Annotated in this window: 15 protein-coding genes; 8 read left to right on the top strand and 7 right to left on the bottom strand. The window is 53.0% G+C overall.

Annotated features, from left to right (window positions below; translation table 11 throughout):
• Nucleotides 1–8: 8 nt before the first annotated feature.
• The 3 genes from BLX24_RS27535 to BLX24_RS27525 all read left to right on the top strand — a co-directional run bounded on the left by BLX24_RS27535 (nt 9) and on the right by BLX24_RS27525 (nt 2,090).
• Nucleotides 9–230 (top strand): hypothetical protein, encoded by a 222-nt coding sequence (locus BLX24_RS27535; RefSeq protein ID WP_071506455.1) that lies wholly within the window; start codon nt 9–11, stop codon nt 228–230.
• Nucleotides 231–256: 26 nt separating this feature from the next.
• On the top strand, nt 257–1,150 hold the full coding sequence (locus BLX24_RS27530) for an NAD(P)H-binding protein (RefSeq protein ID WP_071506454.1): 894 nt from the start codon (nt 257–259) through the stop codon (nt 1,148–1,150).
• 82 nt (nt 1,151–1,232) lie between these two features.
• Entirely contained in the window at nt 1,233–2,090 is an 858-nt protein-coding gene (locus BLX24_RS27525) for an SDR family NAD(P)-dependent oxidoreductase (RefSeq protein WP_071506453.1), read from the top strand.
• A gap of 112 nt (nt 2,091–2,202) precedes the next feature.
• Here the strand turns inward: BLX24_RS27525 and BLX24_RS27520 are convergent, their stop codons facing one another.
• A complete protein-coding gene (locus tag BLX24_RS27520) occupies nt 2,203–3,189 on the bottom strand; it encodes a porin family protein (protein WP_083422213.1) in 987 nt (328 codons plus the stop codon).
• Between the two features lie 183 nt (nt 3,190–3,372).
• Between BLX24_RS27520 and BLX24_RS27515 the strand changes: the two genes are divergently transcribed.
• Entirely contained in the window at nt 3,373–4,086 is a 714-nt protein-coding gene (locus tag BLX24_RS27515) for an SDR family oxidoreductase (protein ID WP_071506451.1), read from the top strand.
• 21 nt (nt 4,087–4,107) lie between these two features.
• The gene (locus BLX24_RS27510; RefSeq protein ID WP_071506450.1) at nt 4,108–4,857 is read left to right on the top strand and encodes a class I SAM-dependent methyltransferase; all 750 of its coding nucleotides are present in this window, start codon (nt 4,108–4,110) and stop codon (nt 4,855–4,857) included.
• Between the two features lie 37 nt (nt 4,858–4,894).
• On the opposite strand, the gene BLX24_RS27505 is transcribed toward BLX24_RS27510, so the two are convergent.
• Nucleotides 4,895–7,603 (bottom strand): TonB-dependent receptor, encoded by a 2,709-nt coding sequence (locus tag BLX24_RS27505; RefSeq protein WP_071506449.1) that lies wholly within the window; start codon nt 7,601–7,603, stop codon nt 4,895–4,897.
• Between the two features lie 319 nt (nt 7,604–7,922).
• Between BLX24_RS27505 and BLX24_RS27500 the strand changes: the two genes are divergently transcribed.
• Genes BLX24_RS27500 through BLX24_RS27490 form a run of 3 tightly spaced genes read left to right on the top strand, consistent with a single transcriptional unit; the run spans nt 7,923 to nt 9,852 of the window.
• On the top strand, nt 7,923–8,324 hold the full coding sequence (locus BLX24_RS27500; RefSeq protein WP_071506448.1) for a nuclear transport factor 2 family protein: 402 nt from the start codon (nt 7,923–7,925) through the stop codon (nt 8,322–8,324).
• Nucleotides 8,325–8,335: 11 nt separating this feature from the next.
• Complete coding sequence (locus BLX24_RS27495; protein WP_071506447.1) at nt 8,336–8,935, top strand: GNAT family N-acetyltransferase; 600 nt, start codon at nt 8,336–8,338, stop codon at nt 8,933–8,935.
• A 17-nt stretch (nt 8,936–8,952) separates the two neighbouring features.
• Complete coding sequence (locus BLX24_RS27490) at nt 8,953–9,852, top strand: carbon-nitrogen hydrolase family protein (RefSeq protein ID WP_071506446.1); 900 nt, start codon at nt 8,953–8,955, stop codon at nt 9,850–9,852.
• A gap of 61 nt (nt 9,853–9,913) precedes the next feature.
• On the opposite strand, the gene BLX24_RS27485 is transcribed toward BLX24_RS27490, so the two are convergent.
• From BLX24_RS27485 to BLX24_RS27470, 5 genes are all read right to left on the bottom strand, one after another.
• Nucleotides 9,914–11,308, bottom strand: a complete 1,395-nt coding sequence (locus BLX24_RS27485) for a glycoside hydrolase family 30 protein (RefSeq protein WP_071506445.1) — start codon at nt 11,306–11,308, stop codon at nt 9,914–9,916.
• 125 nt (nt 11,309–11,433) lie between these two features.
• Nucleotides 11,434–12,204 carry a rhamnogalacturonan acetylesterase gene (locus BLX24_RS27480; protein WP_071506444.1) on the bottom strand — a complete coding sequence of 257 codons (771 nt, stop codon included), beginning with the start codon at nt 12,202–12,204 and terminating at the stop codon, nt 11,434–11,436.
• Between the two features lie 45 nt (nt 12,205–12,249).
• The gene (locus BLX24_RS27475) at nt 12,250–14,109 is read right to left on the bottom strand and encodes a rhamnogalacturonan lyase (protein WP_071506443.1); all 1,860 of its coding nucleotides are present in this window, start codon (nt 14,107–14,109) and stop codon (nt 12,250–12,252) included.
• Nucleotides 14,110–14,151: 42 nt separating this feature from the next.
• Nucleotides 14,152–14,319 (bottom strand): hypothetical protein, encoded by a 168-nt coding sequence (locus BLX24_RS32865; RefSeq protein ID WP_177225935.1) that lies wholly within the window; start codon nt 14,317–14,319, stop codon nt 14,152–14,154.
• Nucleotides 14,320–14,326: 7 nt separating this feature from the next.
• Nucleotides 14,327–15,688 (bottom strand): glycoside hydrolase family 88/105 protein, encoded by a 1,362-nt coding sequence (locus BLX24_RS27470; protein WP_071506442.1) that lies wholly within the window; start codon nt 15,686–15,688, stop codon nt 14,327–14,329.
• Between the last annotated feature and the right edge of the window lie 174 nt (nt 15,689–15,862).

The raw sequence follows: 15,862 nt of genomic DNA, 5'->3' as shown, positions 1-15,862 counted from the left end.
TTTGAGTTATGAAAAACAACAAACCATGTGTGGGCTTGCTGGCAGGAAAAGGAAGTGCCATAACAAAAGAAGTTTGCCAGCAGTTGGCAGAAGAGGGAATAACGGCGATTGTGCGGGAGAAAAAAACGGGGATCGACGAGCCTGCTACCCAAACGAATGACGTGCTGCGTCAGCTGCGCGGTGAGCCCGGCAAGGATTTATTTTTTAATGGATGGAAGTTACTGTTTTAATCTGATAATACGTACTACTACTGATTATGAAATACACAATTACCGGCTCACTGGGCCATATTTCAAAACCTATTGTTGAAGGCCTGGTAAAAGCAGGCCACGAAGTAACTGTCATCACCAGCAAGCCCGGCAATGCCGGCGCTATCGAGTCCATCGGAGCCACGGCTGCCATTGGCGATGTGGCAGATCAGGCTTTCGTTGAGGCGGCCTTTGCCGGTGCTGATGCGGTTTACCTGATGATTCCGCCTAAATCCGACGTAACAGACTGGCGTGGACACATGAATCAGGTGGCTGATAACTACATTGGTGCCATCCGGGCTAACGATATCCGGTTTGCGGTTGTGCTCAGCAGCATCGGGGCTCATCTCGGCGCCGGATGCGGGCCCGTCGACGGATTGTATGATCTGGAACAAAAACTGAAAGCGGTTGATGGACTGAGTGCTAAAATCCTGCGGCCTTCGTATTTCTTCTATAATCTGTTTGCCATGATTCCGATGATTAAACACATGGGAATCACCGGCAGTAATTTCGGCGGACCGGCATTCAAACTGGCGCTTGTACATACCAATGATATTGCTGCCGTTGCCTTGCAGGAACTCCTGAATCTGGACTTTACAGGCCATCAGATCCGCTATATCGTGAGCGATGAGGTGACTACCGATGAGATCGCCGGTGCGCTGGGTGCTGCGGCTGGTAAGCCCGAAACGCCATGGGTTGTTTTTACGGATGAGCAACAGAAAGGCGGCATGCTACAGGCGGGGTTAAACGAGGAAGTGGCGTCTAACTATACCGCTATGGGCGAAGCCCTGCGAACCGGTAAAATGCAGGAAGATTACTGGGCCAACCGCACGGGGCAGCTTGGTAAGGTCAAACTGGCCGATTTCGCGCAGAATGAGTTTGCTCCGGCCTTCCAGGCATAACAACATACTAACCTTTTGGGTTATACAGACAGAGACGCAATCCGTTGCGTCTCTGTCTGTTTTATATTCTCCTGAATTCACTATGAAAACTGCACTAATAACAGGAGCCAATGTTGGGATCGGGCTGGCAACGGCCAAAGCCCTGGCACAGCGTGGCTTTAATCTGATTCTTCTTTGCCGGAACGAACAAAAGGGGGCCAGGGCCCTGCAGGAGGTCAAACAAGCCAATCCGCAGATCAATGCGGAACTGCTACAGGCCGATTTGTCGGATCTGGATTCGGTCCGGAAGGCGGCGGGATACGTGATCGATCATTACGACCGGCTGGATGTGCTGATCAACAATGCGGGCTACACACCCGATAAAATTGAATTTGTAACAGGTGGCAAAACCGGCCAGGGCATTGAAAAATCGTTTTTTGCCAATCACGTCGGCCACTTCGTACTTACCCATCACTTGATGCCGCTGCTGAAACGGACTGCTGCTGAGACAAAAGATGTGCGGGTAATCAGCCTGTCGTCGGCAGCCTATCAGATGGGGCGTAAGGCACGGTTGTTCCGCCGGATCGAAGGCATTTCTACGTTACAGGCCTATTGCGACGGCAAACTGGCGAACCTGCTGTTTGCGAAAGGACTGGCTAAAGAAACGGCCGGAACGGGCATAACGGCCTATTCGGTGCACCCTGGTGTGGTAAAAACCAACTTCGCTAACACCTCGACCGGTCTGTTTAAAGTAGCGCTGGCACTCGCCCAGCCCTTTATGCGGACGCCGGAAAAGGGGGCTGAAACATCGATCTGGCTGGCCGCGGCCCCGCTGAAAGCCATTGGCGAGAGCAATAACGGCGGGTATTTTCAGGATTGTAAACCCAAAACAACCCGTAATCCGGACATTACACCCCAAAATGTAGACTGGTTGTGGAACAATTCACTACCCTTCGTGTAGAGACGCAATATTTTGCGTCTCAAAAACATCGTCGGGTTTGGTGTTCAGGGTTGATTGGGGTATAAAAAAGAGACGCAAGATATTGCGTCTCTACGAGTTAATCGCCGATACGTTACCGGCCGCCGATTGGAATTATATACCCGATGGTACCTTGTAACAAGGCCCGTTTAATCGTTGACGGATCTTCGGTCGGTGAGGTTGGCGTTGTGGCTTTCGGACTGTTATCGCCGATGTGGTAGAGCGCACGGGCTTCTACCGTTAAATGGCCCGGACCCAGTGGCAGGGCTACCCCGAGACCACCGGCGGCACCGTAGGATATCCGGCCTTCTGAGCCGTTAAACGTTACTTTTTCATCGTAAGGTACGCCAAGAATGGATCCTTTAGTACGCCCGCTCAGCGCATAGGCACCATATGGACCAACATTCACAAAAAAGCGCGTAGCCGCCGGATCACCGAATGAAAATTTCAGCAAGAGCGGCACTTCGATCCGGTTTTCAATGCCTGTGACAGACAAATCGAGGTTTGTACCGGTGGCAGTGGCTTTAATTTTCTGCTGGCTGTAGTTGATTTCTGGCTGGAACGAGAAAATGCCACGGCCGAAATTCAGAACCAGGCCGCCTACATAGCCTACTTCGCTGCCGAGTTTAGCACCGTCAACACTTTCGAGCGGAAGCAGGTAGGACGCACCCGCGCGGAAGCCAATATGGAACCCTGCCTCGTCATCAGACATGGCAACTGCGGTTGGCGCCGGCGCCGGGGCTGGTGTCGTGGCAGCTGGCCGGCCGGCCGGTTTGCCGGTTGTTCCGGTTTTGGCTGGTGTCGTGGCGGTTGAACCTGGTTTTGACTGATTAACACCGTGGTACTCGTCATACATCTTCTGCAGGCGGTTTTCAGACGGCTCACCGGAGGTCGTGGTGGTGGCCGGTGCTGCTGCGGGCGCGGTGCTGGCTGGTTTGGTAACACTACCGGCTGGTTTGGTGCTGGTGGCCGACGTTGGTTTCGTAGTGGTTGTCGTTGTTTTTTTGGCCGGCGTCGTCTGGGCAACTACAAGCGAACCGGACAAACATATCATAACCGCTGAAAGACAAATCTTTTTCATAAAAATACGGGAGTTGAATGGTAACAATGTTACGAGTAATTAGACTAAGGTGAATGGGCGACCGAGTGAAAGGCGACCGGTTTTGAGTATTCGGTAGGGAGTTATAAACATCTGGTTGCGAAAAAGGCTTTATGCTAGTGAGTAAGCCTCGACCTGTCAGGAGCCATATTAATGAAAAACGTTATGAAAACCCAACATTCAAAAATAGCATTGATCACGGGAGCCAATCGTGGTATCGGCCACGAAGTAGCCCGACAACTCTGTAAACGCGGATTCGCCGTTTTTATTGGTTCGCGTGATTTTTCGAAAGGGCGGTCGGCCTGCGAGGAGTTATGTTCGGAAGGCTATGAAGCCATCTGCCTGCCTATCGACGTAACCGATCCGGTGAGCATCCGGCAGGCGGTCGGCACGTTTTCCCAGAAAGCAGATCACCTTGATGTGCTGATCAATAACGCCGGTATTCTGGAAGACCATGGGGAGAATATCCTGTGCCTGAATACCGAAATGCTGGAACGGACGCTTAAGACCAACACCATCGGCCCTATTCTGGTAACGCAGGACTTTCTGCCTTTTTTGCAGAAAAGCCCGGACGGGGGCCGCATAATCAACGTATCGAGCGGGGTGGCCTCGCTGGAAAACATGGAAACCTACGCACCGGCCTACAGTATTTCGAAAGCTGCACTGAATGCCGTCACCCGTCAGCTGGCGTCGTCGCTGAAAGAGCATAACATCGCGGTGAACTCCGTAAGTCCCGGCTGGACGCGTACCGACATGGGAGGTGCTTCTGCACCGCGCCCGGTCGAAAAAGGAGCGGAAGCTATCGTCTGGATGGCAACGGATGCGCCGTTAGCAGAAACCGGCGGATTCTGGCAGGACAATAAGCGGATGCCGTGGTAATTGTTGTAATTTGCCGGTGCCATGGAAAACCACCGGACAACGCTATATACAACATTGGCAGCCGTTTACGATGCCATGTACCGGACCTTCATTGATTATGATGAAGAGTTTATTTTTTACAACGGATTGCTGCAGCAGCATCATTGCCGGTCTGTGCTCGAAATTGGTTGCGGCAGCGGGCATCTGGCGAGCCGGCTGAGTCCGCATGTGGCTTATACAGGTATGGACATCAGCGCCGATATGCTGGCCCTGGCCAGGCAACATGCGCCGGATGTGCGGTTCATGGAAGCCGATATGACAGATTTTACCGTTGCCGAACCGTTCGACGCCGTGCTGATTACGGCCCGCAGTATTTCGTATGTCTTGACGAATGCGCAGGTGCTGTCGGCCTTCCGGCACATTGCCGGTGCGCTCAATCCGGAGGGGATATTGATCTTCGATTTTATCGAAGCCACGTCGTTTTTTGACCGTTTACAACCCGACCAGGTACTGGTACATGACGCTTCATTCGGAACAGCGGACTATCGGCGTGAGAGCCGGTATGTGCCCAATCTGGCAACCGGCTTAACCTGGAACTGGCATTCGGCCTATTTTGCCCGGCAAAGGGGAGACGGGTCATTTGCTGAAATCGGTCGTGATCTGGCAACCTTGCGGGCATTCCTGCCTTTTGAAGTAAAACTATTGCTGAAAGAGGCAGGCTTTTCTGTGGTCGAAACGATTGTTAAATCGTCGTATGCCTTTGATACGCATGTAATTATTGCAAACGTGTAGAGCCGCAGGACGCTGCGGCTCTATACGTTTTTTTGTATTAGAACTTCAGGTTAAACTGGGCATTGAAAATGGTACCCAGCTGGCTGAAATGTGAACCGTCGTAGGTTACGTTTGAATACCGTCCGTTGAACGTGATCATGTTATACTGGCTGAAGTATTTCTGGCTCGGTACGTTGTCGTTGGCGTTGTAGTGCGTTTTGGTGCCGGTTTTCAGGTCGATAAAATTCCACTTTGGCATGACGTTGAACAGGTTTGAGGCGTTCAGCGTCAGCGTAGCTTTCGACGAGAACGGGATCGAAACGCTCAGATCAGTTACGACGCGGGGAACAAACTCGGTATCCGTGTTTTCGTTCAGACCGCTCTGGTGGAAACGGGTCGGGCCAAACAGGGTGTTGTTCAGGTTGAAGATGATCTTTTTGATCTGATAATCAAAGCCAAGGATCATCTTATATTTTGGCCGGGAGGTAAACAGCAGGGCATTTTGCGTCCGGTCGAATACCGATTTACCCGCATCGGCAATCAGCTTTGTATTTTTCACGGACGTATACTTGTTTTCGAACGTGTAGTTACCCGCCAGGTTGATTCCGAGCTTATTTCCGCCCAGTAACAGATTCCGCTGCGAAATCACAAAATCCAGACCCGATGTGGTAGTATTCAGGGCGTTAGAGAAGAAGCTGACGGCCACAATGCCGTTGGTCGTCAGGATTTTATCCAGAGCCGTATTGCCGGCAGCTGTACCGGCAATTTCTGAACCCAGTACAATCCGGTCTTTTACTTTGATGTTGTAGTAATCAAGTGTAATGCTCAGGTTACGGTTCGGGTTCAGACCCAGACCAAAGGTAAAGTTAGCTGATTTTTCCGGGGTCAGTTTGGGTACGCCCAACGCAAAAGCCTGCGGGCTTACGTTATTAATAATCCCTTTGGTCTGAATCCCCTGGCCCGGCACAAAACTGGCCTGTGCCAGCTGCTGATAAATCTGGTGCAGCAGCGGTGCCCGGAATCCGGTCGAATACGAGGCCCGCAGGGTAAGTTTATCGTCGAGGAGCTTGTAGCGTGAGCTGATTTTGAAAACAGTTGCATTTCCGAAATCGCTGTAGCGCTCGGCCCGGAATGTACCGTTGATCAGGAAATCTTTGGTAACATCATAACCCAGATCGACGTATCCCCCGAAGTTGAACCGGGTGTTGGTACCGGCGTTGTTCGGGGTAATGCCCGGAAATGAGTCGGCGCCTGTACCGACATACGAAGCCGTATCGCCTACATAGACCGTAAACGTTTCGGCCCTGAACTCGCTGCCGAAAGCCACGTTGAGCTTGTCGGTTACAGCCTTCGAAATATCGATGTTACCGACATTGTGTGAGAATGAATAGCCACCCGGTTTGAAATAGATCGGGGAGTTTTTGCCCAGGCTACGGTTGCGGGTGTTCGACACTGTATACAGCTGCTTGTTACCACCGGTCGTAAAACTGAGGTCAGTTTTCCAGCCATTGGTTTCGCTGCGGAGGCCGACGGTGGCGTGGTAGTCGTTCAGGTCACCCTGGAACGTCGGCACGTAGCCCATGTAAGGCTGTCCGGCAGGCGTCAGCAGGCCATCGTCGGTTGTGCGCCAATACGGCGTCCGGTAATTTGCAAAGCTGTTTACTTTCTTGTAAACATACGCCGCTGTGTAGTAGAATTCCGTATTATCACTCAGTGGATTTCCGCCGTTAATCAGAAACTTAGCCGATGTTGTTTCCGGCTGTCCGTTGATATTGCCGGCATCCGGTTTCTGCGCCAGAAACGCCTTTACCTGTGCCAGCGGGGCGCCAAAACCCATATCCGGGTCAGCTTCGGCCTCAGCACTGACCTTACCTGGGCGGTTAGCGAGGGCGGAGCGACTGAAGTCGATGGTGTAATTCAGGTAACCTTTGCCGAAGTTCGCTCCGTTGTTGACGGCAATGCCAAACAACTGGCCGTCGCCCTTGGCGGTGATGCCGGCCGAAAGGGTTGCCGAACCGTAATCGTATTTATCTTTCAGGATGATGTTCATAACCCCGGCTATGGCGTCAGAGCCGTACTGTGCCGAGGCACCATCGCGCAGGATTTCAACCCGTTTGATGGCCTGTTGCGGAATCGCCGAAATGTCGGCACCGCTTTCGCCACGGCCGGGCGAGGTCTGAATATACATCAGCGCACTGGTATTTTTCCGTTTGCCGTTAATCAGGATCAGCGTACGGCTTGGGCCCATGTTCCGGATTTCGTAGGGGTCGAGCAGGGAGGTCGCATCGTTGACGGGCGTGTTGACGGTGTTAAACGATGGCACACGGTATTGCAATGCCTTATCGAACGTCGGCTGTCCGGTGCTGCGCAGGTCTGTAGCCGACAGAATATCGACCGGGATCGGGGAGTCGGTAATGGTGCGCTTCGAGTTGCGGCTACCAACCGCAATCACCACTTCGCTGAGTAGTTCCGCATTTTCGGCCAGGGTAACATCAATGGCGGATTGACCGGCTTTTACGCCGATCTCCTGCGGTTTAAACCCGATAAAGCTAAAGACAAGGGTTGCATTGTCGGAAACATCAATCCGGTACTTCCCTTCATTGTCGGTAACGGTGCCCCGGTTTACTCCCTTTATCTGAACACTGACACCGGCAAGCGGCGCTGCTTTTTCATCTTTAACCGTACCGGAAAGAGACCGGTTCTGGGCAAAAGAAATGGTTAAGGATGCAATCAGAAGTGTTAGAATAGTAAATGCATTTTTTAACATAATACAGAAGATAGGTGGTTAACGGCCTAAACATAGCAGATTTTGTTTTAAAAAATAATGACGGAATAATATTTTGAATTTTTGTTTATATATAGTATTAGTTGTTGAATATAAGAGTAAACAAAATAATAAATATTGTTTATTATTGAGTGGTTAGGTATCATAAAGACATAAAAAAAGGATCCGGAATATAACTATTTGCAGGGGGGAGGCTTCGGGGGAACCAATACGCTTTCTGGTAAAGTTGTATGTCACAGGTATTGCACCATACAATCTGTATTATTTTTGGCGCAGCAACAGCGTTAACCTTTACAATTACATGACCGCTCTAGAAATCGTACAACAGTATTACGCATGTTTCAACCAGAAAGACTGGCAAGGTATGTTAGCCTTGCTTCATCCTGAGATCCGGCATGAGGCCAATCAGGGGGATGTGCGTATTGGTATCGAAAAATTTACTGATTTTCTCCGGATGATGGATACCGCCTATGACGAAACCCTGACAGATATGGTTTTTTTTACAGAGCCTGCCGACTCGCGGGTTGCCGCTGAATTTGTCGTAAACGGCATATATAAACAGGGGGAAGAAGGGCTGCCACCTGCTCACGGGCAGACCTATGTGCTGCCGGCCGCTGCATTTCTGGCGGTTACTGACGGTAAAATCTCGCGGGTAACAACCTATTACAACCTGCCGCTGTGGATTAAGCTGGTATCGGAATAGTGGTGACGACTATGGGAAGTCTGTCGTTTGTCAGGAAACAGGGGGCTGGCATCGGGGAGGTCTTTGAGGCGCTGGCGTCGTTGCGGATCACGGTCTTTCGTGATTTCCCGTACCTCTACGAAGGCTCGAAGGACTACGAAAAAGCGTATCTTCAGACTTATGCCCGGGCAGAGCGGGCCTTTCTGTTTGCGGTTTATGACGGACCGGTCATGGTTGGCGCCACAACCTGCATCCCGCTGATTAACGAAACCGCAGAGGTCCGGAAACCGTTTGAAAACGCTGGCATGGCGGTGGACCGTATTTTTTATTTCGGCGAAAGTATGCTGCTGAAAACATACCGGGGCCTTGGCCTGGGACATCGTTTTTTTGACGAGCGGGAAGCCCATGCCCGTCATTTTGGTATGTATGAGGCAACCTGTTTCTGCGCGGTTGACCGTGGTGATCACCATCCGGCAAAACCCGCTGACTACCGCCCGAATGACGCCTTCTGGCTCAAACGCGGCTACCGGAAAGTACCGGCCCTGCAAAGTAAATTTGACTGGCCCGATATCGGCGAAACAGTCTCGACGCCAAAGCCAATGATCTATTGGATGCGGCCGTTAACCCAGTAAACCCCTCCTTATTAACCATGAATGTAACCGTGGCTGCGGCCCAATATCCCATCACAAGCCATGCGTCGTTTGAGGCCTGGCAGTCGCACGTTAGCCAGTGGGTCTACGAAGCGGCTTCGCAACAGGCTGAGCTTCTGTTATTTCCGGAATACGGCTCGATGGAGCTGGTCAGTATCTTTCCGGACGCTGTCAGGAACGATATCCGGCAGCAGGTTCAGGAAATGGATTCTTTGAAGGAGGCGTTTTGTGAGGTATTTGCCGGGCTGGCCCTGATGCATCAGGTGGTCATTGTTGCTCCCAGTCTGCCGGTCATTGAGAATGGCAGGCGGGTAAACCGCGTATATGTGTTTTCGCCCAAAGGAAGGGTAGGGTATCAGGATAAGTTTTTTATGACCCGTTTCGAAGATGAAGAATGGGGCATTGAAACCGCCGATAAGCAGTTGACCCTGTTTGAAGCCGACTGGGGTAGTTTTGGCATTCAGATTTGCTATGACGTCGAATTTGCATTGGGCTCGCATTGGCTGGGTGGTGCCGGTGCCTCGCTGATTCTGGCGCCAAGCTGTACGGAGACGATCCGTGGAGCCACCCGCGTACACGTTGGTGCCCGGGCCCGGGCGCTCGAAAATCAGGCGTATACGATTGTTGCCCAGACCATCGGAGAAGCCCCCTGGTCGCCGGCTGTCGATCTGAACTACGGATTTGCCGCTATTTACGCGGCTCCCGACAAAAAACTGCCCGAAGAAGGTATTGTCAAAACTATGTCGCCGCAGCAGCCCGGCTGGCTCGTACAGTCGCTGGATTTATCACTGCTGGATCATGTCCGCGAAGACGGACAGGTGTTCAACTACAAGGATCACCAACGCCTCCACACGGGCTTCTATCTGGAAGATATTAAGGTCGTGACGGTGCAGATTTAGAGGTTTAGCCGTGGTGGCACGACTTAGAGTCGTGCCACCTCCCGTCTTCATGGTCTGAAAGCTACCACACAAACGTTCCTGCCGAGTTGGCGGGCAGTGAGGCGGTCAGGGTTTTGCCCTTGAACCGGACCGAAAACGATTGAGTAACGGCCTCTTCGTTCAACACAATCAGTACATGTTCTCCCTTGGGTGTCCGGAAAGCCACGTTGGGCAGCTTATCCGGCATCGACGAGGCAACGCGGACCGAACCCGGCCGCACAAACTTGCTGGCAGTGGCCACGATATAATACGCCGGATTACGGGTGATGGCACTGCCGTCGATAGTCAGCGCTCCCAGACATCCCGTACAGCCACCGATGGTATGGGGCTGTTGTTTCGGGTCGGCGGCGAGGTTCCACTCCAGCACAGTCCGGCTCCAGTTGCGGGTTGCACCGATAATCAGGTTTCTGACGTGCCAGTTCATATCCCCCTTCATATTGCCCGGCGCACCAATCCATTGCTCGGTGAAATAAATGTGTTTGTCGGGATGGGCGTTGTGTACTTCTGTCAAGGCCTCAACCTTGCCGCCATACAGGTGAAACGCCGAACCGTCGACGTATTGCTTCGCCTCGGGATCATTCAGGATTGAGATCGGATAATCAATGCGGTCGGCGTTGTGGTCATAGAGCAGGATACGGGTCGTGATGCCCACCGCTTTGAATGCCGGTCCGAGGTTGTTTTTGATAAACGCAGCCTGCTGTTCGGGCAGCATCAGCAGGCTTGGGTTATTGCCCGGATGCAGCGGTTCATTCTGGATGGTGATGGCATCAATCCGGATACCCTCGCGCTTCATGCTCTGAATATATTTGACGAAATACTGCGCATATACCGCATAAAACTCCGGTTTCAGGCTGCCGCCTTTGGTTTCACCGTTGGTTTTCATCCACGCGGGCGGCGACCAGGGCGAACCCATAATGGTGATGGCCGGGTTGATGGCCAGTATCTGCTTCAACACCGGAATAAGCCAGGGTTTATCAGGGGCCAGACTGAATTTAGTCAGTTCAGGGTCGGTTTGACCGGCGGGCAGGTCATTGTACGAAAACGTGCGGTCGTCGAGGTCGGAAGCTCCGATGCTGATTCTCAGGAAGCTGACGCCGATGTTGTTGCCATCGGTCGCAAAGAGTTCCTTCAGGATTGCCGCCCGTTGGTGGGCGTCCATTTTTTGCAACAGCATCGCACTCCCGCCGGTCAGCGTATAGCCGAAGCCGTCCATGGACTGATAGGTTTGGGCGGGGTCGAGCTCAATGACCGGGCCAGTTGCCGAAGCAGACTGAAAGGTCAGTGCAGTAGGTTGCTTTTTGAACAGGTCAGCGCCGTTGGGGTTCGTCAGCCAGAGGGCAATGGGCTGCGCCATTGCCCCGAAACGCGAAAGCGTCAGCAGACCGGCACAGGCCAGTGCGGTAAGGGTTTGCTTCATCGTCGTAGTTAAGGAATTTTGCTACGAAGGTACGAAGACAATAACAGGCACGAAGACTTTATTGTCTCAGGGGTATTCCAATCAGTGGTGGCACGACTCAAAGTCGTGCCACCACTAACCACTAATTACTTTTTCAGGTATTGATTCAGCGGGCAGGCGGGTTGTTGCTGCAGCCCTTCTACGACAGCCGCCGCGTTGAATTTTGCGCCGGCCAGGTTGGTATGCGTATGGTCGCCGGGGAAGAACTCCGCTTTCAGTTTCGCTTCGTCATAGCCGGCTTCGTATTTTTTGGCGATATGCTCATTGAGGTCAATAAACGTGGTTCCTTCGGCGGCGGCACACTGCGCTGCCCAGGTGGCGTAGCTGTTTACCCCGCGCTGTACCTTACCGTCTTTCCAGACATTGCGGGGCACCAGCGAACACACAATCGGCGTGGCCCTCTTACTTTTGGTATCGCGGATGTACTTTTTCATGTACCAGCCATAGGAGTGTACGATTTCGTGTTTCTTCGTCAGCAGGTTGTCGATTTCTTCCGTTTCGTCGCCAATGCCCTTGATTGAGCCGCGGGCACGGGTGGTGTCGTTGATGGCTCCTCCATCGTTGTGGCCGAACTGCATGATCACAAAATCGCCGGGTTTAAGCGCCGCCATGATTTTATCCCAGCGGCCTTCTGTCAGAAACGTGCGGCTGCTGCGTCCGCCAATGGCATGGTTTTCAATATGGATGCGGGTTGTATCGAAATACGGACTGATAACGCTACCCCAGCCCCAAAGGCCATCAGAGCCTTTGCCCGATCCGTTACGGACCGTCGAATCACCGATGATGTAAAGCGTCGGGCGCTGCTGAAACTGGCTGAACGCAAAGCAGATAAAGCAAAATAATAAGAGCTTTTTCATATACAGAACAGGTTATAATCAATAGGTTGGTTGATGCAATAGCGGCTATCGGGTTAACGTGATAAAAGGCTTCGGCGGGGTTTTCATCCCGTGGCCCAGAAAAAAGCCGGTGTGTGGCGGCTGGTTGTAGGCCACGTTCTGCCAGGCAATGCTCAGCCGGTATTGCGGATCGTGCATGAGCGTATAAAACCGGTAGCGGGTCGGGATGGTCGTCGAAAAAATGCGCAGGCTTTTGTTGTCATTCGTCCGGAGCACCACCTCTTCCCGCCAGTCGCCAAAGAGATCAGCACTCAGGGCGGGCGTTGATTTAGAGCCGTTATTCGACGAGCAGCCTTCGGCCGTAAACAACCGGCCTGCACGGTATTTGTCAATGTGGTTGCCGTCGAGAAGTTCGCGGGTCAGGTCACCGTCCCACCAGACCAGAAAGTTGGTCGAAGAAGGATTGTCGCCGACGCGGTCACCTTTGGTATTGTAAATCCCGTTCGACCCCGACCACCAGACTTCGGCCCCGACATTGGTCGAGTCAATGTCTTCGGCCACGCCCCGGCCAACGTCTTCCCCCGGCATTTTGCCCCAAAGGATTTCACCCGTCCGTGCATCAAACAGAGCCGCCCCGAAGCCGTTTTCATAGCCCGGAATCCGCGCTTCGTTTTCGTGGATACCAAACGCTTCGAGACCGGGCCGTGAGGGGTCGAGGTCCGATACGTGCAGGGCATCGCCATGGCGTAATTTAGTGGTAAAGAGCGGTTTTCCCGTATCGTCAACCGCCATGGACCCATAAATGATTTCGTCTTTGCCGTCGCTGTCAACATCCGTCACGGTCAGGTTATGATTGCCCATGCCCGAATAGTCCGGAATATCGTTTGAATCGAACACCCAGCGGGACGTGAGCTTACCGTTGCGCCAGTCCCAGGCGGCCAGAACGGTGCGGCCATAATAACCGCGACACATGACCACGCTCGGGCGTTTGCCATCGAGATAAGCGACGCAGGCCAGAAACCGGTCGACACGGTTGCCGTTGTTGTCATTGCCGCCGATGCCGCCAACGCCGCCCCAGCCATTGGTGGGGTTGCGCGACGGGATGTAATCGGTTGTAGCAAGGGCCGCTCCGGTTTTGCCGTCGAAAATGGTGAAGTACTCCGGCCCGTCCATGATTTTACCGAAGCGGGGGCTGTTTTCGTCGCGGTCGACCCAGTGTTTACTGGAATCGCCGATGACTTTGCCCAGACCGTCGATGGTGCCGTCGGCGGTTTTGCAGGCGACTTCGGCGCGTCCGTCGCCGTCGAGGTCATAGACCATAAACTGGGTGTAGTGGGCCCCTTCGCGGATGTTGGTACCGAGATTGATGCGCCAGAGCAGGGTGCCATCGAGTTTATAGCCTTCGAGGATGGGCGCGCCGGTGAGACCCTTCTGCGAGTTGTCGCGGCCATTCCGGGTCTGGTGCACTACCAGATCATATTCGCCATCGCCGTCCAGATCGGCCGCCGACGCATCGTTCGGGACGTAGCCTTCGGGTGTCTGTAGCGGGAGGGTCAGATACGACTGAATGGGGGCATTGGCCGCTAGTATAAACGGTTTGCTGTCAGCCTGTTCCTTGCCGTTCATGACTGCTCTGACCGTATATTGCGTTGGTTTGCTGAGGTCAGCTTCCTGATCGACAAAGTTGGTACTTTGCCGGAGGGGGGCTGCATTCAGCTTCACGGGTTTGCTGTTCCCCGATTTCCGGTATAGGTTAAACGCAATTTCATCGGGCTCTGTGCCCAGCAACCGCCAGCCGATATAGACGCTGTTGCCGGCTTGCGGGATGGCAATCAGCCCGCGGCCCAGGTTTTCCATGAGCCGTTGTGCCTGCGCAACGGTGGTAATCAGCAACAGAAAAAAGAAAAGTTGGCTATGTGCTTTCATAACGGGTTCAGGGTTAATTACCGTCCGGTTTGATGGCGGTAATCATTGGGCTGAGCGGCCAGTACCACGACTGAATCGGGTCGGGCTGTGCCGGATTAAACGTCGCGTGTAGCCTTTCTGTACGTTACCCGGACCGAAATCAAAGGCCATCGGTGTTGTCTGTCCCAGGGCCGGGCCCGCCAGTACCAGCAACCATGCTGTTCGCATCATAATTTGTTTATCGCTTTTCGAGTAGCTGAACCGAGCTATCGTTCATTTCGAATGCCCGTTTTTTCAGCAGATGGATCACTTCGGCACCGGCCAGCAGCACAGGGCCGTACCCGTGGGCAGCATAGACATTAATCGGGCGGTAATAATAAAACGCCGGATCGAAGGCCATGCCCGTACCAACGCAGGTGCCTTCTACCTGGCCCTGCTGATTGACTTTGGTCGCCACGGCATTCCAGGCCAGTAACGTCATCGGACCATAGGCCAGCGGATCAAGCCAGCCCCGGTTGATGGCACGGGCAATGGAATAAGCGTAAATTGCCGTTGCCGAGGTTTCGAGGTACGAATCTGTCCGGTCGAGGAGTTGATGCCAGAAGCCCATACCCGACTGATGAGCGGCCAGCCCTTTGGCATGTGCTTTCAGTAACGCAAGGATCGCCGGGCGGCCGGAGTGGTTTTCCGGCAGCACATCCAGCAGTTCAACCTTGGTCATGATGGCCCAGCCATTGGCGCGTGCCCAGTGGAACTCAGGGTGGGTGTCCATCCCTTCGACCCATCCGTGCATATAAAGCCCTTTTTCCTTGTTGAACATGCGTTTTGAGAACAGGAGCACCTGTTTCACGGCTTCATCGTAGTACTTTGTTTCGCCGGTCAGCTTGCCCATCTGCGCCAGGGCGGGTACACTCATGAAAAGATCATCCAGCCAGAGGGTGTTTTTCTGTGGCCTGTTGCGGGCCAGTGTCCCGTCGGCAAGGCGATGTTCTTTGGTCTGGATGTAGTTGATGTAGGTATCAATCTGCGGGCGAGGATCAACCTTGAGGCCACCTGCCAGGGAGGCCTTGACCATAGCCGCACACACGGCCCCGCAATCATCAAGCGCATGGGGTGCCAGCAACTGCCGCAATGATGTATTGGCGGTTGGGTTAGCAGCTACCTGATCCTTGAAATAAGACCGGACACTGTTCAGGAAATCGATCCGTTTATTGGTATAGGCCGCATAGCGCGGGTCGCCGGTGGCTTCGGTCGCCAGCAGCATACCGGCATAGGTGACACCCCACTCATAACTGGTGAGCCGGAAATCACCGGGCTTAATGACGGCATTCGGGTTAAAACTGCTTTTATCGGTAATGGGTTTACCCGTTGCTTTATCAACGATTTCGGTAGGCGTTACGGCGTCCAGATACGTATACACCCGGTTCAGGACTTTAGTGACTCCTTCGATGCCCGGATTGCCATACGGCACACTATAATCGGGCTGTAAGGCGTGCAGCGGGGTTGTTGAATCGTTGGCTTTTGCCGGCGCTTTCTGGGCGTTTACGGCACCGGAAATAAGTGTAATTGAGAATAAGATGCTGGTAGTCAGTGTTTTCATTTTGATTCTGATAAGAAAGGGCAGGTATACGTTTTACCAGAGAAAGCCCCGCCGGGAAGGGCTTTACTTTAGTAGCGTAAAGATTGACGAAAACCAATACTCACCCATCATGTACTTTCCTGTATTCTGCCGTTTTTTTATTAGATTAATTCAAGTTGCGTGATATAGAGTTTT

This window comes from Arsenicibacter rosenii (assembly GCF_001870735.1).
Lineage (GTDB): Bacteria > Bacteroidota > Bacteroidia > Cytophagales > Spirosomataceae > Arsenicibacter > Arsenicibacter rosenii.
Note: the sequence above shows the minus strand (reverse complement) of the source record. Positions and strands in the feature narration are given on the sequence as shown.